Here is a 21,183-nt window from a genome sequence, read left to right as displayed (position 1 = left end):
CCCGTGTGAAAGTAGGTCATCGTCAGGCTCTTACAGCCCAAATCGCCCCGCGTACGTAAGTACTCGGGGCGCTTTGCTTTGCAGCGTTGAAATGCAGGAATGCGAAACACGTTCGCACGCCGCGAGCCTCAAGCGGCCGGGCTGCTTCATTGCCCAGCCGCTCCACAGCAAAAACCATAAATCGACATTGATTTATGCGCTGCTGAGCACACGGAGGTGTGGCGCTGGGAGGTCGGCGTTGTCTCCATTGCGGAGAACTACGCTGTGCAAATACGCTGTCTGCTTGCCGTGTCAGGCGTAGGTGATCCAATCCCTGTGATCGCTGTCTTCCAGGTGCCCGACGCCGTTGAACGTCTGCAGCATGATCCTCTTGGCGCTCGTGCTCAGTTCCGTCACCGAACTGTTCCTCACCCGCATATTCAGACCGATACCGACCTCTGCTGGTGAGCCCAGGATCTGGGTGAGCAGAGCACCTATCGGCCCTCCACTGCTCACCATCAGCACGTCATGCCCGGCGTGATGACGACGCACGTGTTCGAGCACGCTGTGGATGCCCGCCGAAAAGTCGTCCCAACTGGGCATGCCGGCGGGGCTGATGGTGCCGGCCATCCACTGGGCCAGTGCATCGCATAGCAGGCGGAAGTGCTGCTTGTAGAGCGCGGGGGTATCGGCCTTGGGCAGTGCATGCGGGTGAATGGCGTGGATCAGCGCCGCACCGTCGTATTCATCCAGTTCGGGAAACGTCTGCGCCGGGGGCATATCGGTGGCGAGCCCCTGAGAGATGCCTTCGAGCGTTTCCCGATGCCGGCGCAGCGTGCCTGTCAGCACGGCGTCGAACCGCAGGCCCTGGGTGCGCCAGTATTCGCCCAGGCGATGGGCCTGTCGATGGCCGAGCGGGCTGAGCTGGTCGTAATCGTCGGCCCCGAAAGAGGCTTGCGCGTGGCGTACGAGGTAGAGGGTTCCCATCGGCGGATTCTTGAGCCGATGCGCCTCCAGCGCTTGTCGCAAAAGCGACGGATGCTATGAAATCAGAAGCGTTCTGCGGCTGATGCGGTTAACGCTTGAGGTTGCGGCAGTGGGTCTTCAAGCTCCGCTTCGCAGCCAGACCGGTTCCCGCACCAAGGCCATTGCCTCAGTGCGAGAGTCTGAGCACGAAGCGCCGGAGGCATCCAGAGGGGCTGCAAGATTCCTTCAGCCCGCCTCGGCCAGCGTCTGCGAGAACATCCGTGCATCGACATTGCCGCCGCTCAGCACCAGGCCCACGCACCGGCCCTGCAGTTGCTGGCGCTGCTGGAGGGCGGCAGCCAGGGCCGCTGCGCCGGCGCCTTCGGCGACGTTGTGCGTGTCGGTGAACAGCGCGTGCATGGCCTGGCCCACCGCTTCGTCGCTCACCTGCACGATGTCGTCCAGATGAGCTTGAAGGATGGCCAGGGCGCTGGCGTCCGCGACCCTGCAGGCCATGCCGTCGGCAAGCTTGGTGGTTACGGGCGATTCGACGATGCGCCCGGCGGCGAGCGAGTCGGCATAGGTGGTGGCGTGGGCGCTGATCACGCCCACGATGCGCACCTTGTGGCCCAGTGCCTGCCGCGCCGCGATGGCGGCGCAGGCGCCCGAGCCCTGGCCGATGGGCATATAGGCGACGTCCATGTGCGGCACGGCGCGCAGGAATTCCCACCAATAGGTGGCCACGCCGCGCAGCAGGTCGGGGTGGAAGCTGGGCACCATGTGCGCGCCATGGCGGGCGGCCAGCTGCATGGCGTGCTCCCGCGCTTCCTGAAAGTCCTCGCCGTGTTCGATCAACCGGACGCCCAGGGCTCGCATGGCGGCGTTCTTCTCTGCCGAGTTGCCGTGCGGCACGACGATGGTGCAGGCGACGCCGTGGCGGCGGGCCGCCCAGCCCAGGCTTTGCCCGTGGTTGCCCCGCGTGGCGCTGACCACCTCGGCCGGCAGGGCGCCGCGCTGCGCCAGCTGATCGAAATAGGTGAGCCCGCCCCGGATCTTGAAGGCGCCCACCGGCGTGTGGTTCTCGTGCTTGAGCCAGCATTCGGTGCCCAGCCGTTCGGCCAGCAAGGGCCAGCGGTACTGCGGCGTGGGCCCGAAGTCCTGATAGACGACCTGCGATGCGGCTTCGATCTCCGCCAGGGTGGGCAGATGTGGGGTTGTCGTCTGCATGGTGCGGCTTTCAGGCGTTGTCTGCGAATGGGGTGGACATGGCATCAGAAGGCCGTGGTTGGCGGGCTTTGATGACCCGGCTTCACGTCCCCAGAGCTTGTGACGCCAGCTGCACGATGCCGCGCGGCGTTGCCAGCGTGGCCTGGATCCGAGGCTGCGCGGCCACGCCGATCTGGACGCGCTGCTGCAGCCCGGCAGCGTTGCAAGCCTTTGTCAGCAGCGGCGCCTGCGGATGTTCGAGCTGCAGCGACTGCAGCGTGACACCGCTGGCCGGCAGGCTGTAGCAGGGGTGGCGGTCGCCCCACTGGATGAGCGTGGGCAGGCAGCCGTCCAGCAGGCGCTGGCCGTCCGGCCGCAGGGTGATCTGCCATTGGAGCGGGCCCAGCGGGGTGGGGCGGCTGGCCTGGACGACGTCGCCCCGGTCCAGTCCGCAGGCGGCTAGGGCGCTGCGGGCGGCCGCCAGGTCCGGCACCGAGGCCACCCAGTGGATGAGCTGCGGACCCTGGCTGCGCACCTGCGCCTGCAGGGCCCCGTCGTCCATATCGAACCAGCGTCTTGCGCAGTTGGCCGGGGCGTCCTTGGCTCCTGGATTGATAGCGATGATTTCTAGGTAGGCGCGTGGATGGGCCGGCCCCGAGAGCTGGAGCAGGCGGTTGTGCGTGCCCATCAGCGGGTGTTCGCCGCCCATGGCCGGAGCCACGCCCAGGGTGCGGCGGCACCAGTCGGCGCCGGCCTGCAGCGAATCGGCCATGACCACCAGGTGGTCGATGGCGCAGCGGTGCAGTCCGTCGGGCGTGGTCATAGCAAGACCTGCCCGTCCACGCAGGTGACCGAGCTGCCGCCCACCCAGATGGTGTCGCCGTCCTGCTCCACATGCACGCGGCCGGCGCGGCCCATGGCCGTGCCTTGTGCGGCCACGTACTGGGGCGGTGCCAGGTGGGCGGCGATCAGCCATTGCGCCAGCGCGGCGTTCAGGCTGCCGGTGACGGGGTCTTCGACCATGCCGCTGTTGCCCGGGAAGAAGGCGCGCACCTCGAAGGCGGTGCCATCGGGCGCATCGGCCGCCTGGTTGGCGATGACGCCGACCTTGCCGCGCGGGCCGACCACGCCGATGTCCAGCCCGCCGAGCACCGCGGCATCGGGCTGCAGCGCCAGCACGCGCTCGGCGCTGCCCAGCATCACGCCGCGCCAGCGCGGGCCGTTGTCGCACCAGGCATGGGCGAGGATGTCCGAGCGCTGCAGGCCCAGGCCGCGCGCGATCAGCTCCACGTCGGCTTCATCGAGCGGGCCGCTCTTGAGCAGCGGCGGCGCGGCGAAGGCGAGGCGGCTGCCGTCCTGCCGCAGCGTAATGAGGCCGGCCGCGCACTCCTGCACCACGCGGCCGGGCGTGCGCGGCTGGCCGCCGGCTTCCAGCCAAGCATGGCAGCTGCCCAGGGTGGGGTGGCCGGCAAAGGGGAATTCGCGGGTGGGGCAAAAGATGCGGACGCGGTAGTCGGCTCCCGCTGCTGCGCCGGCTTCCGTCGGTGGCAGCAGAAAGGTCGCTTCCGACAGGTTGGTCCAGTTGGTGAAGTGCTGCATCTCTTCCGTGCTGAGGCCGGTGCCGTCCAGCACCACGGCGAGCGGGTTGCCCAGGTAGGGCTGTTCGGTGAAGACATCGACTTGCTTGAAGAGGCGTTGGCGCATGGTTCGCTTTCGTTGGGGTTTGCAGGACAAGAGAAACGGGGCCGGCGGATGGCGCGGGCAAGGCTGCGCCCTTGCGCCGCAGCCCGAAGGCTGGAGGCGCTGGAACACCACGGGTGGCGGAGTGGGCTGAGGCCGTCAGCCCAGCGGCTGATCCAGCACGCCGCGCGCGCCGGGCCGGTCGCACAGCGCCTGGAACCATCGGTCCAGGTGCGGGCGGGGCGTGCGTTCGCGGGGCAGGCCGTACCAGCGGTGGATTTCGCAGCCGGCCGGGATGTCGGCCATGGTGAAGCGGTCGCCCGCCAGGAAGGGCTGGCGTTCCAGCTGGGCGTCGAGCAGGTCCAGCAGCGGCTCGGTGGCGGCGATGGACTGGACGATGCGCGCCTCGTCACGCTCGGCCGCGGGCGTTCGCACCCATTGCACGAAGGCGTCGCGCCCGGCCGGGTTCAGCGTGGTCTGCTGCCAGTCCATCCACTGCTCGGCGACGAAGCGCGCGGGGATGGTGTCCGGGTACAGGCCGCCGCCCGAATGGCGGGCGCACAGGTAGCGCACGATGGCGTTCGATTCCCACAGCACGTAGCCGTCGTCCTCGATCATCGGCACCAGGCCGTTGGGGTTCTGGCGCAGGTAGTCGGGCTCGCGCACCAGGCCGAACTGGCCGCCCGCGTCGGTGCGCTGCAGCGTCAGGCCCAGTTCCTGCGCCGTCCAGAGCACCTTGCGGACATTGATGGACGTAGGGCGTCCCCAGAGGCGCAGCATGGCGTCGTGCTCCTCCGGGTCAGGCCAGTGCGGCGGCCGCGGGCGCGGCGCTGCGTTCCAGGCGCGCGCGGATGGCGCCGGCCAGGGCGGCGATGCCGGTGGCGATCTGCTGGGCGCTGGCCGTCACGAAGGACAGGCGCATCGTGCGCGGATCGGCATCGTCGGCGTAGAAGGCGGCGCCGGGCACGAAGGCCACGTTGCGCTCCACGGCCTCGGGCAGCAGGGCGATGGCGTCCATGCCTTCGGGCAGGCGCACCCAGAGGAACATGCCGCCGTCCGGGCGGTTCCATTGCACGTCCAGGCCGGCCATCTCGCGTTCCAGCGCGGCCAGCATCGCGTCGCGCTGCTGCTTGTAGAGCTGGCGGATGGTGGGCACGTGGCGGTCGAGGAAGCCGTCCTTCATCACCTCGGAGACCATGCGCTGGTTGAAGCTCGGGCTGTGCAGGTCGGCCGCCTGCTTGGCCTGCAGCAGCTTGGGGTAGAGGGCCTTGGGCGCCACCAGGAAGCCCAGCCGCAGTCCGGGCGCAAGCACCTTGGAGAACGAGCCCAGGTAGATGCTGCCTTCGGGGTTGCGGGCCGTGAGCGGCAGCGCGGGCGGCTGGTCGAACCACAGGTCGCCATAGGGGTTGTCTTCGATCAGCGGCAGGTTCAGCTCGGCGGCGCTGGCCACCAGGGCGGCGCGGCGTTCCTCGGTCATGGTGCGGCCGGTGGGGTTCTGGAAGTTGGGCAGCACGTAGAGGAAGCGCGCCCGGTCGGCGCCCGTGCCCATCTTGGCGGCCAAGTCGTCCACCCGCACGCCGTGGTCGTCGCTGGCCACGCTGACCACCGTCGGTTCCATGGGCGAGAAGGCCTGCAGCGCGCCCAGGTAGGTGGGCGTTTCCACCAGGATGCGGCTGCCCGGGTCGATCAGCACCTTGGCGATCAGATCCAGGCCCTGCTGGGAGCCGGTGGTGATCAGCACCTGATCCGGGTCCACCGACCAGGGAAGCATGCGGGCCACGGCCTCGCGCAGCGGCAGGTAGCCTTCGCTGGCCGCGTATTGCAGCGCGGCCTGGCCGTCTTCCTGCAGCACGGTGGCGCAGGCCTGGGCGAAGGCGTCGATGGGGAAGGTCTTGGGCGAGGGCAGGCCGCCGGCCAGGCTGATGATGCCGGGCTTCTCGGTCACTTTCAGGATCTCGCGGATCACCGAGGGGTTCATCTTTGCGGCGCGTTGGGCCAGGGTCCAGTTCGTCATTTCCGGTGATCTCCATGAGGCGCCGCTCCATGCGCGGAGGCGAGGCGCTGTTGTCGTCGTTACAGGTCGGCCGTTGTGCGGCCCGGGGTGGCTTTGCGGGTGGAGCCGCTGGGGAGCTTAACCGCCAGCGGAGCCCGTGCCAGTGGGGATTTCAAGAGGTCGGGCGCTGCCTTTCCGCCAGGGGCGCGGGTGGCGGCCGCACCGGCATGCGCCGGCCCAGGGCCACGGTGGCCAGCACCGCCAGGCCGAAGCCGATGCTCACCGCGTCGAGCCGTTCGCCCAGCAGCGGCACGGCGGCCAGCATGCCCAGGAAGGGCTGCACCAGCTGCACCTGGCTCACGCGCACCGTGCCGCCCAGGGCCAGGCCGCGGTACCAGGCGAAGAAGCCCAGCCACATCGAGCCGACCGACACATAGGTGAACGCGCCCCAGGCCGTGGCCGGCAGCGGCGCCTGCGGCCAGGACAGCGCCGCGAGCGGTGCCGAGAGCGGCAGCGAAATGACCAGCGCCCAGCAGATCACAGCATCGGCCCGCATGCGCTGCGACAGCCGCGCGCCGAAGGCGTAGCCCACGGCGGCGCAGAGCATGGCCGCCATCAGCAGCAGATCGGCCGGGTGCAGGGCCAGGCCTGCGGTGCCCGAGCGCAGCACGGCGAAGGCCACCACCAGCGCGGTGCCCGCCGTGGCGCACAGCCAGAAGCCGGCCGAAGGCCGCTGCCGGTGCAGCAGCGCGGCCACCGCCGCCGTGGCCAGCGGCAGCAGGCCGACGATGACGCTGGCATGCACCGCCTGAACCTGGCGCATGGCCAGCGAGGTGAGCAGCGGAAAGCCGAACACCACGCCGCCCGCCGTCACGGCCAGCGGCAGCCAGTCCGCCCGCTGCGGCAGCGGCGCGCGCCGGGCCAGCAGCAGCGCGGCCGAGAGCAGGCCCGCGACGGCGGCACGCCCCATGGCGATGAAGACGGCGCTCATCTGCGGCGCTTCGGGCGAGCCCACGGCCAGCCGCGTCATCGGCAGCGTGAGCGCGAAGATCGTCACGCCCAGCAGGCCGAGCCAGAGGCCGCGCGTTTCGGCGCTGGCGCGAGCTTGGGCCTGGGCGGTGCCCGGGGGCGTGGAGGCTAAGGATGCGGCGGTTGCCATGGGCGGGCCTTTTTCTCTGGAGTGGGCGTGCGGTTCCGGCTCAGGCCGTGGTCATCCAGGCGGCGGTGGCCACCAGCACGGCAGCCATGGCGCGGTTGAACCAGAGCAGCCGGCTGCCCTCGGCCAGCCACTGGCGCAGCAGGGCGCCGGCGGCGGCATAGGCGAGGTTGCTGGCGAAGGCGAAGAACAGCATCACCAGCGTGACCCAGGCCAGGCGCGGCATGGCGTCGGCGCGCCCGGCGATCCAGCCGGCCACCAGGGTGAGGGCCAGCAGCCAGGCCTTGATGTTGAGGAACTGCAGGCCCACGCCCTGCCAGAAGCCCACGTTCAGCCGGGCCGCATCGGCCTGCGACATGCGGCCGCTGCGGGCGAGCTTGAGGGCGAGGTACAGCAGGTAGCCGATGCCCACGGCCTTGACGGCCAGCCGCAGCAGCGGCGCGGCCACCAGCAGCGCGCCCAGGCCGCCCGCGCAGAGCAGCAGCAGCGCCGTCCAGCCCACCGGCACGGCGCAGACGAAGCGCATCGCGGCCGGCAGCCCCCGGTTGGCCGCCAGCGCCGTGGACAGCGTGGTGTTGGGGCCGGGCGAAAAGCTCATGGCCGTGGCCAGGGCCAGCAGAGCGGTGAATTCGACGAAGGGCATGGCGGGTGGGGCGGTCGGTCGTGCGGTCGTTGACGGGTGTCATGCAGACACCGTGGAGTCACTGTAGGATCGATTCCATTACAGTTCCAGTACAGACAGTGTTGCAGATGCATGATCTGTATTGGCTCATGTAGCGGCACAGCCGCCGACCCACTCCACACCCCATGCTCACCCGCTCTTCCGACCGCACCCTGACCGAACAGCTCGCCGAGCGCTTTGCCGAGCGCATCCGCTCGCGGCTGCTGCCGGCCGGCGCGCGCCTGCCTTCGGTGCGCGAATGCGCGCGCCAGCAGGGCGTGAGCCCGCACACCGTGGTCTCGGCCTACGACCAGCTGCTGGCGCAGGGCCTGGTCGAGGCGCGGCCCCAGCGTGGCTTCTTCGTGCGCGACTATCTGCAGAAAACGCCTGCAGCCCAGGATGCGCCTGGGCAGTCTGCTATGCATACCATAGCAAGCGGCCCATCGCCGCTGGGCGGCATCGGCGTGCGTGTTTCGGGCTCGCACATCAACGCCACGGCGCTGATCCGCGGCATGTTCCACCAGGCTTCTTCGCTGCCGCAGCCGGGCACGGGCGTGTTCCCGCCCGACTGGCTGGAAGAGGCGCGCTTCATGCCCGCCGCCGTGCGCAAGATCACCGCCAGCCGGTCGCTGCAGGACGGCTCCCTGAGCTATGGCGAGCCCATGGGCGACGCCGCGCTGCGCCAGGCCCTGTCGCGGCGGCTGACGGCCATCAACGTGCATGCGCAGCCCGAGCAGATCATGACCACCGTGGGCGCCACGCAGGCGCTGGACATCGTGAGCCGCACGCTGCTCAAGGCCGGCGACCCGGTCATGGTGGAGGAACCCGGCTGGTCGGTGGAGTTCGCCCGGCTCGATGCGCTGGGCATGCGCGTGCTGCCCGTGCCGCGCGGGCCCGAGGGGCCCGATCTGGCCGTGATGCAGCGCTACTGCGAGGCGCACGCGCCCAAGCTCTTCGTGAGCGTGAGCGTGCTGCACAACCCCACGGGCTACAGCCTGTCGCCCGGCAGCGCCCACCAGGTGCTGCAGCTGGCGCAACGGCACGACTTCCACATCGTCGAGGACGACACCTACGGCCACATCGCGCCCGACCACGCCACGCGGCTGGCCGCGCTGGACGGGCTGCGCCGCACCATCTACGTGAACGGCTTCGCCAAGATCCTCGCGCCCAACTGGCGCGTGGGCTACCTGGCCGCGCCGCCCGCGCTGGTCGAGCGGCTGCTGGACACCAAGCTCTTGTCCACCCTGACCACGCCCTCGCTGCTGGAGAAGGCCCTGGCTCTGTGCATCGACCAGGGCCAGCTGCGCCGCCATGCCGACCGCATGCGCCAGCGCCTGGCCCAGGCGCGCGCGCGCAGCGTGCAGCTGGCGCTGGAGGCGGGCTGCAGCTTCGCGTCGGAGCCGGCCGGGCTCTTCGGCTGGGTGGAGACGGGCGTGGACACCGACATGCTGGCCCAGCGCATGCTCGACGAGGGCTATCTCATCGCCCCCGGCGCGCTGTTTCACGCCACGCGCCAGCCCTGCACGCTGATGCGCATCAACTTCACCACCACGCAGGACGTGGCTTTCTGGAAGGTGTGGGCGCGCGTGATGAAGGAACGGGCGGGGCCGCGCTGAGCCGGGTGCCGCACTGCACCGCACCGGGCGGGTGCTGTTTCACCGCAGGTGCGATGCCCTTTCGTCCCGGTCTTGGCCGATAATTTTCCAGCCTTGCTGCCATAGCGCTGGGTGACGAGTTCCTGCGAGCTCGCCCACAGGTGCCTACGTGCAGTGGCAGGCGTGCCCGTGCCTTTCGCCGAGCGCGCCGATCCTGCGCGCTTGCGCGGGGTTCGAGGGGTCCGCAGAGCGCTTCACGATTGAGGACGATTGAGGAAAACACTCCATGAACCACCGACGAGTTCTCCAGGCCACCGCGTGGGCGGGCCACCGCCGCGGGCCGGCCCGCATGCGCCGCCAGCCGGCCGCGTGATGCCATGCTCTCCCCCGACCCGATGAAGCCCGCCGCCGAGCCGGCCGCAGGCACTGCCGGCCAGCCGCTGGAGGCCTACGGCGTGCTGGAGCTCATCAGCCATGCCGCGTGGGTCTTCGATCTCGACCGCGGCCGCATGGTCTGGGCCAACCGGCTGGCGTTGCAGATCTGGAACGCTCCGTCGCTGGAGGAGCTGTGCAGCCGCGACATGGGTGCGGACATGTCGCCGGCCGTGGCCCGGCGCCTGCGGCAGTACCAGCAGGACTTCGAGCATTCCACGGCGCGCTTCACCGAGCAGTGGACGCTCTACCCCAACGGCCAGCCGCGCACCCTGCACATGGTCTTCTGCGGCCACCGGCTGGCGGATGGCCGCATGGCGCTTTTCTGCGAGGCGATGGACCGGCAGCAGCCGTCCGATCCGGAATCGATCCGCAGCGTGGAGGCCCTGCTGCACACCGAGGTGATGATCTCGATGTACGGCCCGCGCGGGCGCCTGCTCTACCGCAACCCGGCCGCGCGGGACCGGCTGCCCGAGCCGCTGCCGGGCGGGCTGCACTACATCATCGATCGTCACCAGCGTGCGCAGCTGCGCGCTTCGCTGCGCCGGCAGGGCGAGGCGCGCATCGTCGCCCAGGTGCAGACCCGCCAGGGGGAGCGCTGGCACGAGATCTCGGTGCGCCGCTGCCGGGATGCGGTGACCGGCGTGCCGGCCTGGCTGCTCAGCGAGGTCGATGTCAGCGACGTCAAGGACGCGGAAAGCCATGCGCATTACCTCGCCCAGCACGATCCGCTCACGGGGCTGCCCAACCGCAGCTCGCTGGCGGCGGGCTTCCAGCCGGCCCTGGAGGCGCTCGGCAGGGCCGGCCGCCAGGCCGCGCTGCTGTTCATCGACCTGGATTACTTCAAGGACGTCAACGACTCCCTGGGCCATACGGCGGGCGACCAACTGCTGGTCGAGATCGCCCGGCGCCTGCGCTCGGAAACGCGCCAGGGCGATCTGATCGCCCGGCTGGGGGGCGACGAGTTCCTGGTGCTGCTGGCCGCCGAAGGGATCGTGGACGACGTGAGCGTGCCGATCGAGCGCATCCGCAAGAGCATTTCGCGCAGCGTCCTGCTCGGCCAGACGCCGATCCGCGTCTCGTCCTCCGTCGGGGTGAGCATCTTCCCGCACGACGGCCGCTCCATCGACGAGCTGCTGCGGTGCGCCGACATGGCCATGTACCGCGCCAAGGAGCGGGGCCGCGACGGCATCTCGCGCTACTCCGCGGATCTGGCGGTCAAGGCGCAGATGCGCCTGGCGCTGGAGGTCGAGCTGGGCAGCGCGCTGGAGAACGGCGAGCTGGAGGTGTACTACCAGCCCCGGCTGGACATCGCCAGCGGGCGCATCGTGGGGGCCGAGGCGCTCGTGCGCTGGAACCATCCGCGGCGCGGCTTGGTCTCGCCGGCGGATTTCATACCGCTGTGCGAGCAGTCGGGGCTGATCCTGGCGGTGGGGCGTTTCGTGCTGGAGCAGGCGGTGCGCCAGCAGGTGGCCTGGGCGGCGCAAGGCTGGCCGCTGCTGATCTCGGTCAACCTCTCGCCGCGCCAGCTGGCCGATGCGCAGCTGCTCGACAGCTTCATGGAGATCCTGCAGCGCTGGGGCGCCGACTGCCGCTGCCTGGAGCTGGAGATCACCGAGTCCATGCTGCTGGGGCACGACAAGCAGACGGTGCGGACCCTGGAGCAGCTGGGGCAGCAGGGCTTTCGCATCGCGATCGACGACTTCGGCACGGGCTACTCCAACCTCGCCTACCTGCAGCGCTACCCGTTGCAGACGCTGAAGATCGACCGGACCTTCATCCAGAGCATCGCCGACAACGCGCCGATCACCGATCTGATCATCTCCATGTGCCGCATCCTGGGCCTGCACATGGTCGCCGAGGGCGTGGAAACCGAGGCCCAGCTGCAGTGGCTGTCCTCCCGCGGCGTGCATGAATTCCAGGGCTTCCTGTTCAGCCGGCCGGTGCCGGCCCCGGGCTTCGAGGCCCTGCTCGCAGCGCGGCAGTGAGCCGCGGCACGGGCCCGCTCAGGCCCCGAGGTCGGCCAGCATGCGCAGCAGGGCGCGGTTGACGGCCTCCAGGCTCATCTCGTGCGTTTCGGTCAGCTGGCGGATGGCGGCCATGTCGTCGGTCTCCAGCGCGCAGGCCATCTCCAGGCTGGCGGCGTAGGGGCCGGTGCGCAGCACGATGGCGTCGTAGATGCGTTCCGACAGCGGCAGGCGCCGCAGGATGGCGCCCAGCGGCTCGGCCAGCAGGTCGTCGAGTTGCGAAAAGAGGCCGCACATGTACACCTCGCTGCGCAGCTCGTTCTCCACGCCGGCGTCCAGCAGGCGCTCGGTCAGCCGGGCGCGCAGCACCATGGATTCGCGGATGGGGCGCAGGTCGGGGTCGGTGGCGCAGTGCGGCAGCTGGTCCGACAGCCAGCGCTGCAGCGAGCCGTAACCCATCATCACCAGCCCCCGGCGCAGCGAATCGATGCCCGTGCGCAGGCCCAGCGCGGCCGAGTTGGTATAGACCATGAAGCGCCAGGCCAGCAGCGGGTCTTCGCCCAGGATGTGCTCGAAGGCGTCCAGCGACTGCTCGGCGTCGATGGCGCGCATCAGCGCATGCACCGTGTCGTGCGCGGGCTGCAGCGGGTGGTGGCGCATGCTGTAGAGCACGTCCTCCAGCGGCCAGCCGGCCACGGCGATGGCGCGGTGCTCGTCCAGGCAGTGCTGCAGCAGCGCGCGGCTGGCGAGGTTCTCGTACATCTGGCCGTCGATGACGGGGCTGGCCGGGCCGGCGGGCGCGCGGGTGGCCTGGCGCTGGGCGGCGGCCTGCGCCGCGCGGGCCTGCAGCGCGGTGGCCGCGTCGGCGGGCGACAGGCTCAGCAGGCTATTGTCGAAGCAGCCGGCCACGGCCGGCTCGGGCAGCTGGTCCAGGCCGCCGCGCCAGACCAGCTTGAGGCCGCGCCGGTGGGCGGCCTGCAGCCGCGCATGCAGGGCCGCGTCGTGCAGCAGCCATTCGCCGCGCACCTCGATCCAGGGGCTGCCGGCGGGCGCGTGCTCCAGCAGGTCGGCCAGCAGCTGGCGGTTCTGCGGCGACAGCAGCAGCCGGGGCGAATGGGCGTACCAGAGCTCCTGCAGCGTGCGCAGCAGGTGCGGCGCATCGACGGCGGTGCTGCCGTCGCTCTGCACGTAGAGCTGCACGCCCGCCAGCCGCCGCTGGGCGTTCCACAGGGGACGGTAACCGAGAACGAGATTGCCGAGAACGGATTGGGCCATGGGATGGTGTGATGCTGTCCGGTGTGCCGGATGATGGCGCATTGTCGGGGACCGGGCCACCTGCGGGGCGCGGGGGCTGGCCCGGAGAAGGCCACGGGCCCTGCGCTCCACCGCCGGCAGCGGCATTCAGCCGGAAGCTCGTGCCCACAGCGCGCAGCGCGGCAGGCCGGCGCCGAAGCCCGCGGCGGGCGAGGGCCGGGGTGTATCAGCTGATGAAGTTGAACAGCGAGAGCTTCTGCACCTGTGCGTACGATTTCAGGGCGGCCTCGTAGCCGATCTGCGAATTCTGGAAGTCCGAGATGCCCTGGATCATGTCCAGGTCTTCGGCGCGGGAGCGGTCGGCCTCCAGCTGGATGGAGCGGTTCTGCTGGTCGCCGGTGATGCGGTCGGCGCGGTTGAGCAGCTCGCCCGCGTAGCCGCGCAGGTTGTGCAGCTGGTCCAGCCCCTTGTCGATGGCGGCCAGCGCCTGGCCCACGGCCTGCGTGGAGCTGTTGTTGTTGATGGCGCCGCCGATGTTGCGCACGGCCGAGTCGATGCTGCTGAAGATGCTGGCGCTGGGCTTGAGCGTGACGGTGTCGCCCGCGGCCGGCGTGCCGTTGATGGTCACGCTCATGCCTGGAACGCCGCTCACCGCGATGGTGGCGGGCTTGTCGGAGGGGTAGTCCGGCACCGTCACCGGGGCCGAGGTGGTGTTCGTGGTGAGGTTGGTGATGGTGTAGGTGGCGCTGGTGGTGCCGGAGGTGGCCCCCGCACCGACCGCGGTGAAGTTGATCTGGTAGTCGTTGCCCGTGAGCTGGCTCGGGTCGGTGACCTTCACCGCGTCGGTGGTGAAGGTGCGGCCGTTGGGCACGTCGCTGATGGTGGCGGTATAGACGCCGTCGCGCTTGACGTCGAACATGAAGGCGGACTGGCCGTCCAGCGTGCTGGTCAGGGCCGTGCCGGTGCTGGCGCCCTGGCCGGGCTGGCCGGCGAAGGAGTAGTCGGGCACGCCCGACTGCGGCCCGAGGAAGGGCGTCAGCTGGCTGCCGAGCGCGCCCAGCAGCGGAATGCCGTTGGTGTCCTTGCGGTTGGCCACCTCGGTCAGCTGTTCGCGCAGGCTGGCGATCTGCTTGACGTAGGTCACGCGGTCTTCGGACTTGATCGTGCCGCTGCCGGCGGCCACCGTCAGCTGGCGGATGTCCTGCATGATCCCGACCGCATCGCCCAGCGTGGATTCGGCCTGCGAGATGGCGTTGCGCTGGATCTCCAGCGCGCGCTGCTCGGTCTGGATGCGCGAGATGCGCGTGAGCGAGCGCTCGGCCTGGGCCGCGGCCACCGGGTCGTCGCTGGGGCGCACCACGCGCTTGCCTGCCGTGAGCTTTTCCTGCAGATCGGTCAGGTTGGTCTGGCGTGCGTTCAGGTTCGTCAGCGTCGCGTCGAACATGTTGGCCGTGCCGACGCGGTAGAAGTTGGTCATGTGATGCTCCCTGCGGTGGACTGCATGCGTGCCTTGCCCGGCCCTTAGCGGCCCATGGTCTGGATCAGGCTGTCGAAGACGTTCTGCGCGATCTGCAGCACCTTGGCCGAGGCCTGGTAGGCCTGCTGGTACTGGATCAGCTTGCCGGCTTCCTCGTCCAGGTTCACGCCCGAGACGGCGGTGCGGTCGGCCTCCAGGTTCTTGGCGATGGAGGTGGACAGGTTGGCGGCGTACTGCGCGCTCTGCGTGCGCGTGCCCACCTGGGCCATCAGGCTGGCGTAGCCGTCGCTCAGGGTGGAGTCGTCGAACATCTTCACGTCGCGCAGGTCCATCAGCGCCTTGCCGTTGCCGGCGTTGCGCGTGAAGGCGTCGCCATACTGCGCGTCGCGCGAGTTGCCGACGGTGACCGTGTCGCCGTCCTTGGGCGCGCCCTGCAGCGTGATGGCCCAGCCGTCGATCTCGATGGGCTGGCCCGAGGTGTAGGGGACCACCGTCACACCCGGGGTGTAGGCGGCCGTGGGGTCCACGCTCAGCGGCCGCGTGGTGGTGCCCGAGACGGTGTAGCCCGAGGGCGGGCCGGCCACGAAGCTCAGCTTCACGCCGCCGCCGGTGGTGGCCGGCGCCGTGGGCGAGGGCGGCAGGTTCAGGGTGCCGGTCGAGACGATCTGGCCCGTGGTGGCATCGCGCTGGCGGCCGGTGGCCTTGAGCGCGGCCAGCTGCATCGAGCCGGCGTTGGAGGTGCCCATCGAGGCGTTGATGGGGTTCGCCACCGCCAGGTCGCGGGGCGAATAGATGGACGCCTGCAGGTTGGACGCGGCCGTGGCGAAGGGCTGGAACAGCACGCGCTCGCCCGCCGTGCCGGCGGTGGTCAGGTTGAACTTCAGGCCGTCGATGGTCTTGCTCGACAGGTCGGTCAGGTCGGTGAAGCTGGTGGCCTGGCCGTCGGAGAGGCGCACCACCTGGCCGGCCGGCGGGGTGCTGAAGCGCACCTCGTAGTTCGACGCGGCAAAGCGCGTGGGGTCCGCGAAGTTCACCACGCCCTGGGCGCTGCCGGTGGTGTAGGCCTGCGCGGAGGTCTGCTGGGTCAGCAGCGCCTTGCCGGGCACGCCGTCGAGCGAAAGGCCCAGCTTTTGCTGGGCGTTCATGGACATGCTGATGCCCTGGGCCATGCGGCCCAGCAGGTTGCTGGACTCGGCCAGGTCGTTGTTGACGAAGCGCAGCAGGCCAGAGGCCTCGCCCCCGCCCAGCATGCCTTCGTCCAGCTCCACGGGCGCGGCGCCCGGGCGGTTGAAATACATCCGCATCTGCCCGCTGCCGGGGAACTGCGAGGATTCCTGCACCGACAGCGAGGTCGCCACGGTGCCCAGCACCAAGGGCTGGCTGCCCGCCACGAACAGGCCCACGGTGCCGTCGTCGGCCGCCACCTGCGTGGTCTGCACGTACTGGTTGAGTTCGCGGATGAGCTGGTCGCGCGTGTCCAGCAGGTCGTTGGGCGTCTGGCCGTTGCCCTTGGTGCGGGCGATCTGCTCGTTCACGTCGGCCACGCTCTTGGCCAGCGAGTTGATCTTGTCCATGTCGCCATTGAGCTGCTGCACGGACGAATACCGCACCTCGCCCAGCTGGTCGGATGCCGAACGGATGCGGCCGGCCATTTCGTTGAGCCGCGTCAGCGTGACGGTGCGGGCCGTGATGTCGCTGGGCGCGGCGACCACGTCGGCCAGCGAGTTCATCATGTCGGTGATGGAGGCGCCCAGGCCCGAGGTGCCGCCCTTGAAGATGTCCTGCACCTGCGCCAGCCGCTGCGCGCGGATGGAGTCGGCCTGCTGGACGGAGCCGGCGGCCGCCGCCTGCTTGGTCAGCAGCTCGTTGTAGTTGCGCTGGACCGTGTCCATGTCCACGCCCTGGCCGATGTAGCCGCCGCCGGTGAACTGGCCCGGCACGGTGCGCATCGACACCGTCTGGCGCGAATAGCCGGGCACGTTCACGTTGGCGATGTTGTGGCCGGCCGTCTGCAGGGCCACCTGGTTGGCCAGCAGCGCGCGGCCTCCGACGTTGAGCAGGCTCATGGGATCAGTTCCTCGCTCACACCTGCGTCTGCGACACGTTGCGCGCCACGCTCGTGGGCGCCACGTTCAGCGTGCTCTGGATGGCGCGGCTGAGCTTGTGGGCGTATTGCGGGTCGGTGGCGTAGCCGGCCTTCTGCAGCTCGGCCGCGTAGGCCACGGCGGAATGCGTCTTGGCGCGCGCCTTCTCGTAGCGCGGGTTGTCGTTGATGAGGTTGGCGTAGTCCTTGAACGAGGCCTCGTAGGAGTCGTAGGCGCGGAACTTGGCCGTGACCTTGCGCGGCACGCCGCCCACGTATTCGGTGGTGGTGACCTCGGCCACCTTGCCCGTCCAGCCCTTGCCGGCCTTGATGCCGAACAGGTTGAACGAATTGCCGCCGTCCTTGGTGCGGATCTCGGCGCGGCCCCAGCCGGTCTCGTGGCCGGCCTGGCCCAGCATGAAGCTGGCGGGAATGCCGCTTTCCTGCGCCACGCGCTCGGCGGCGGCGCGGTGGTGCTGCACGAACTTCTCGCGGCCCTTGGGCGCAGGCGCTGCCGGGTCCACCGGGGCGGCGGCGGAGCTGGAGCGCACGCCGTTGTCGCGCAGGCGCAGGCTCGCATCCAGCCCCAGCGTGGAGCCGGGCACCAGGGTCGCTTCGCTGTCGCCGCCCATCTGCTTGGTCAGCTGGCGCTGGATGGCCTCCGAGAGGCCGCCGGGGCGGCCCGACATCTGCACCGACAGCTGCTGGTCGAACATGTCGCTGGCCATGTTGCCCTCGGCGCCTTCGAGCAGGCCGGCCTTCATGGTCGCCTCGCGCATGCTCTTGATCATCTCGCGCATGAAGAGCGACTCGAACTGCTTGGCGGCTTCCTTGGCGGCCTCGGGGCTGTTCTTGCCGGCCTGCATCTTCAGCGCGTTGAGCGAGCGCGCATCGACGGCCAGCGACTGCTGGCTGGCCACGGAGGAGGGCGACGTAGTGGACAGGGCGGAGGAAAGGGCCATGGCGTGCGCTCCTGCAGGGGCTCAGCGGTGCGCCGGCCGGCGGGCGGCGGCGCAGTGGAGCGGAAGGGAAGGACGGCGTGCCGGCGTCATGGTCAGATGACCTCCAGCTCGGCGTTCAGCGCGCCTGCGGCCTTGATGGCCTGCAGGATGGCCAGCAGGTCCTGCGGCGTGGCGCCCAGCGAATTGAGCGCGCGCACCACGTCGGCCAGCTGCGGCGATGCGGGCACCTCCAGCACCTTGCCGCCTTCCTGCTTGACCTGGATGTCGCTCTTTTGCGCCACCACGGTCTGGCCCTGCGACAGCGCGCCGGGCTGGCTGATGACGGGGGTGGAGCTGATGCTGATCGACAGGTTGCCGTGCGCGATGGCGCAGGGCCCCAGCGTCACGGCCTGGTTCAGCACGATGGAGCCGGTGCGGGCGTTGATGACCACCTTGGCCGAAGGCACCGAGTCGGGCACGGGCAGCTCCTCCAGCTCGGCGATGAAGTTCACGCGGCCACCGGGGTCCTGCGGCGCGCGCACCTGCACCGTACGGCCGTCCAGCGCGGTGGCCGTGCCCGGGCCCAGGCGGCTGTTGATGGTCTGGGCCACCTTGCGGGCGGTCTGGAAGTCCGAGGAGTTCAGGCCCAGGCTGATGGTGTCGCCGTCGTTGAGCGGCGTGGGCACCGCGCGTTCGACCTGCGCGCCTTCGGGGATGCGGCCCGCGCTCAGGTGGTTGATCTGCACCTTGCTGCCGCCGGCTGCCGCGCCCGCGCCGCCCACCACCAGGTTGCCCTGGGCCAGGGCGTAGATCTCGCCGTCGGCGCCGCGCAGCGGCGTGGCGATCAGCGTGCCGCCCTTGAGCGACTTGGCGTTGCCCATCGAGGAGACGACGACGTCGATGTTCTGGCCCGGCTGGGCGAAGGCCGGCAACTGCGCCGTGACGATCACCGTCGCCACGTTCTTGAGCTGCGGCGCCGTGGTGCCCGGCGGCAGGCTGATGCCCATCTGCTGCAGGTAGTTGGACATGGCCTGCGTGGTGAAGGGCATCTGCGTGGTCTGGTCGCCCGTGCCGTCCAGGCCCACCACCAGCCCGTAGCCGGTCAATTGGTTGCTGCGCACGCCCTGCACGGCAGCCAGCTCCTTGATGCGCAGCGCATGCGCGGGCTGGGCCGCGAGCAGCGCGCCCAGCACCACCGCCAGCGACGCCAGCGCCAGGCGGGCACGCGGGAGGCCGGCGTTGCGCAGCGAGCCGGAGGCGAAGGGGGCGGACAGAGCTTTCATGGCGTCGATTGTGAAAGCGGCGCGTTTCGGGGAATCCCCAAAAAGACGCCGGTTCACCCGCCAATTGCCGGCAAGGCCGCCGGTGCGCGCGGTGTGCGGAAACTCAGCGAAAACGGCCACGAGCGCCCGTCCACAGGGCGCTCGCAGCTATGAATTGAGTAGCAAAGAAGCGGCGCGCCCGCCGGCCGCTGCGGCCGGGGCGCGGAGCGTCAGAACGGCGCGACGGAGTTGAACGCGCGCGAGAGCCAGCCCATGGCCTGCGCCTCGCCCTGCGCGCCGCGGCCGCGCGACTGCAGGCGGGCATTGGCCACCAGCGTGGAGCTGACCACGCTGCCCGGCTGCAGCGAGCGCGGGTCCACCGTGCCGGAGAAGCGCATCACGTCCACGTTCTCGTTCACGCCGATCTGCTTTTCGCCCGCCACCACCAGGTGGCCGTTGGGCAGCACCTCGACCACCGTGGTGGTGATGGTGCCGGTGAAGGTGTTGGTGCTCTCGGTGCCGCCCTTGCCCGAGAAGGCATTGCTGCTGCTGGCGCCCACGCCCAGCTTGCCCAGCGCGCCGCCGCCCATGAACGGCAGCGCGGTGATGCCGGCCTTGGTGTCGGAGGTGCGGCCCACCGTGGAGGTGGAGTTCTGCTTGGCCGAGACGTTCTCCACGATCTGGATGGTGACCACGTCGCCCACCAGGCGCGCGCGGCGGTCCTCGAAGACGGGGCGGTAGCTGGCCGAATGGAACAGGCTGCCGGTGGCCGGGCCGGTGGCGCGGACCGGCGGCGCGATCACGGGCGGCGCGGTGGAGACCAGATCGACCGGCGGCGGCGGATTGAGCGGGGCGCAGCCGGTGGCGGCCGCCAGCAGCGACAGGAGGGTGCCCAGGCGCAGGACGCCGGCGATGGCAAGGCGGTTCATGGCGTGTTTCCTTCGGGAGCGGGGCGCATCACAGCTGCGCGAGCTTGGCCAGCATCTGGTCGGACGTCTGGATGGCCTTGGAATTCATTTCGTAGGCGCGCTGGGTCTGGATCATGGTCACCAGCTCTTCCACCACGTTGACGTTGGAGGACTCCAGGAAGCCCTGGCGCATCACGCCCAGGCCGTTGGTGCCGGGCGTGCCCTGCTGGGGCTGGCCGGAGGCGGCCGATTCCTTGTAGAGGTTCTGGCCCACCGGCTCCAGGCCGGCGGAGTTGATGAAGCTGGCCATGGCGAGCGAGCCCAGCTGCTGGGGCTGCGTGTTGCCCGGCAGGGTGGCGGTGACGATGCCGTCCTCGCTGATGTTGAGGCTGGTGGCGTTGCCCGGCACGGTGATGCCGTTGGCCACCGGCAGGCCGTTGGAGTTGACGATGCGGCCCTGCGAGTCGAGCTGGAAGGAGCCGTCGCGCGTGTAGCCGATGGTGCCGTCGGGCATGGTCACCTCGAAGAAGCCGTTGCCGTTGATGGCCACGTCCAGCCGGTTGCCGGTCTGCTGCAGGCTGCCCTGCGTGAAGTTGCGGCTGGTGGCCACGGTGCGCACGCCCAGGCCCAGGTGCAGGCCGGTGGGCAGCTGGTTCTGTTCGGTGCTTTGCGCGCCGACCTGGCGCAGGTTCTGGTAGATCAGGTCTTCGAACACCGCGTTGTTGCGCTTGTAGCCGGTGGTGGAGACGTTGGCCAGGTTGTGGGAGATCACGTCCAGCTGCGTTTGCTGGGCGCTCATGCCGGTCTTGGCGATCCAGAGGGAATTGATCATGGCGATTCCTGGGGCTGTCGGGTGGGGGCGGCCGGGTGCATCAGCCGTTCAGGCTCAGCAACTGGGCGGCGGTCTTGTCGTCGCTCTCGGCGGTCTGCAAGAGGCGGGTCTGCTGCTCGAACTGGCGCGAGGCCGCGATCATTCCGACCATGCACTCCACCGCGTTGACGTTGGAGCCTTCGGTGGCGCCGGACAGCAGGCGTGCGTTCTGGTCGGCTGGCAGCGGGTCGCCCGATGCGGTGCGGAACAGGGTGTCGTCGCCGCGCTTGAGCGGGTCGTCCTCCGTCGGCGTGACCAGCTTCAGCCGGCCCACGGCCTGCGGGCGCTGGCCGGCGATGGTGGCGGTGAGCGTGCCGTCGGAGCCCATGGTCACGTCGGCGCCCGGGGGCAGCTCGATGGGGCCGCCGCCGTCGGAGAGCACGGGCAGGCCGGTGCGGGTGACCAGCTGGCCGGTGGGCGTCACCTCGAACGAGCCGGCGCGGGTATAGGCCTCGGTGCCGTCCGTGCCCTGCACGGCGAACCAGGCCTTGCCCACGGCCATCGCGTCCAGGCTGCGGCCGGTGCGCTGCACCGGGCCGGGCGTGTCGTCATGGCCGGAGGTGGCTTCCAGCCCGAACACGCGGGTGGTGGAGCCGCCGCCCTGGATGGGCACCGAGCGGAAGGTGGACATCTCGGCGCGGAAGCCGTCGGTGGACACGTTGGCCAGGTTGTTGGCCAGCACCGCCTGCCGCTGAGAGGCGGCGCTGGCGCCGGTCATGGAGGTGTAGATCATGCGATCCATGCGATGTCTC

18 protein-coding genes are annotated in these 21,183 nt (G+C 70.1%); 2 read left to right on the top strand and 16 right to left on the bottom strand.

Annotated features, from left to right (window positions below):
* Positions 1-291: 291 nt before the first annotated feature.
* The 8 genes from BM070_RS22520 to BM070_RS22485 form a co-directional block, all read right to left on the bottom strand.
* Positions 292-966 carry a histidine phosphatase family protein gene (locus BM070_RS22520; protein ID WP_092942144.1) on the bottom strand — a complete coding sequence of 225 codons (675 nt, stop codon included), beginning with the start codon at positions 964-966 and terminating at the stop codon, positions 292-294.
* Positions 967-1,191: 225 nt separating this feature from the next.
* Entirely contained in the window at positions 1,192-2,172 is a 981-nt protein-coding gene (locus BM070_RS22515) for a threonine dehydratase (protein WP_092942141.1), read from the bottom strand.
* Positions 2,173-2,254: 82 nt separating this feature from the next.
* Positions 2,255-2,974, bottom strand: coding sequence for a VOC family protein (locus tag BM070_RS22510; protein ID WP_092942138.1), 720 nt, complete (start codon positions 2,972-2,974; stop codon positions 2,255-2,257).
* Entirely contained in the window at positions 2,971-3,855 is an 885-nt protein-coding gene (locus tag BM070_RS22505) for a PhzF family phenazine biosynthesis protein (RefSeq protein ID WP_092942135.1), read from the bottom strand. The genes BM070_RS22510 and BM070_RS22505 overlap by 4 nt, the downstream gene beginning before the upstream one ends.
* 135 nt (positions 3,856-3,990) lie before the next feature.
* The gene (locus BM070_RS22500; RefSeq protein WP_092942133.1) at positions 3,991-4,611 is read right to left on the bottom strand and encodes a glutathione S-transferase family protein; all 621 of its coding nucleotides are present in this window, start codon (positions 4,609-4,611) and stop codon (positions 3,991-3,993) included.
* Between the two features lie 19 nt (positions 4,612-4,630).
* Positions 4,631-5,845 (bottom strand): aminotransferase-like domain-containing protein, encoded by a 1,215-nt coding sequence (locus BM070_RS22495; RefSeq protein ID WP_092942131.1) that lies wholly within the window; start codon positions 5,843-5,845, stop codon positions 4,631-4,633.
* 151 nt (positions 5,846-5,996) lie between these two features.
* Entirely contained in the window at positions 5,997-6,983 is a 987-nt protein-coding gene (locus BM070_RS22490) for a DMT family transporter (RefSeq protein WP_092942129.1), read from the bottom strand.
* 40 nt (positions 6,984-7,023) lie between these two features.
* Positions 7,024-7,623: a LysE family translocator gene (locus tag BM070_RS22485; protein WP_092942127.1), complete on the bottom strand. Its 600-nt coding sequence runs from the start codon at positions 7,621-7,623 to the stop codon at positions 7,024-7,026.
* A gap of 164 nt (positions 7,624-7,787) precedes the next feature.
* On the opposite strand from BM070_RS22485, the gene BM070_RS22480 reads away from it, so the two are divergent.
* Both BM070_RS22480 and BM070_RS22475 read left to right on the top strand, forming a co-directional pair.
* The gene (locus tag BM070_RS22480) at positions 7,788-9,257 is read left to right on the top strand and encodes an aminotransferase-like domain-containing protein (protein ID WP_092942125.1); all 1,470 of its coding nucleotides are present in this window, start codon (positions 7,788-7,790) and stop codon (positions 9,255-9,257) included.
* A gap of 356 nt (positions 9,258-9,613) precedes the next feature.
* Positions 9,614-11,656 carry a putative bifunctional diguanylate cyclase/phosphodiesterase gene (locus BM070_RS22475; RefSeq protein ID WP_217648965.1) on the top strand — a complete coding sequence of 681 codons (2,043 nt, stop codon included), beginning with the start codon at positions 9,614-9,616 and terminating at the stop codon, positions 11,654-11,656.
* An 18-nt stretch (positions 11,657-11,674) separates the two neighbouring features.
* Here BM070_RS22475 and BM070_RS22470 read toward each other — a convergent pair whose 3' ends face one another.
* The 8 genes from BM070_RS22470 to flgF all read right to left on the bottom strand — a co-directional run bounded on the left by BM070_RS22470 (position 11,675) and on the right by flgF (position 21,173).
* Positions 11,675-12,910, bottom strand: a complete 1,236-nt coding sequence (locus BM070_RS22470) for a YuxH family protein (RefSeq protein WP_092942121.1) — start codon at positions 12,908-12,910, stop codon at positions 11,675-11,677.
* A gap of 205 nt (positions 12,911-13,115) precedes the next feature.
* On the bottom strand, positions 13,116-14,366 hold the full coding sequence (gene flgL, locus BM070_RS22465; RefSeq protein WP_092942119.1) for a flagellar hook-associated protein FlgL: 1,251 nt from the start codon (positions 14,364-14,366) through the stop codon (positions 13,116-13,118).
* 44 nt (positions 14,367-14,410) lie between these two features.
* Positions 14,411-16,432 (bottom strand): flagellar hook-associated protein FlgK, encoded by a 2,022-nt coding sequence (flgK, locus tag BM070_RS22460; protein WP_092942117.1) that lies wholly within the window; start codon positions 16,430-16,432, stop codon positions 14,411-14,413.
* 16 nt (positions 16,433-16,448) lie between these two features.
* A complete protein-coding gene (gene flgJ / locus BM070_RS22455) occupies positions 16,449-17,411 on the bottom strand; it encodes a flagellar assembly peptidoglycan hydrolase FlgJ (protein ID WP_092942115.1) in 963 nt (320 codons plus the stop codon).
* A gap of 92 nt (positions 17,412-17,503) precedes the next feature.
* On the bottom strand, positions 17,504-18,673 hold the full coding sequence (locus tag BM070_RS22450) for a flagellar basal body P-ring protein FlgI (protein WP_092942113.1): 1,170 nt from the start codon (positions 18,671-18,673) through the stop codon (positions 17,504-17,506).
* Between the two features lie 209 nt (positions 18,674-18,882).
* On the bottom strand, positions 18,883-19,581 hold the full coding sequence (locus BM070_RS22445; protein WP_092942111.1) for a flagellar basal body L-ring protein FlgH: 699 nt from the start codon (positions 19,579-19,581) through the stop codon (positions 18,883-18,885).
* A 28-nt stretch (positions 19,582-19,609) separates the two neighbouring features.
* Positions 19,610-20,392, bottom strand: a complete 783-nt coding sequence (gene flgG, locus BM070_RS22440; protein WP_092942109.1) for a flagellar basal-body rod protein FlgG — start codon at positions 20,390-20,392, stop codon at positions 19,610-19,612.
* Positions 20,393-20,432: 40 nt separating this feature from the next.
* Complete coding sequence (flgF, locus tag BM070_RS22435) at positions 20,433-21,173, bottom strand: flagellar basal-body rod protein FlgF (RefSeq protein WP_092942107.1); 741 nt, start codon at positions 21,171-21,173, stop codon at positions 20,433-20,435.
* Positions 21,174-21,183 lie beyond the last annotated feature (10 nt).

It is taken from the genome of Paracidovorax wautersii (genome assembly GCF_900113035.1).
In the GTDB taxonomy this organism is placed as follows: Bacteria; Pseudomonadota; Gammaproteobacteria; order Burkholderiales; family Burkholderiaceae_C; genus Paracidovorax; species Paracidovorax wautersii.
The sequence above is the reverse complement of the archived record's forward strand: the minus strand, read 5'-3'. Positions and strand labels throughout refer to the sequence as shown.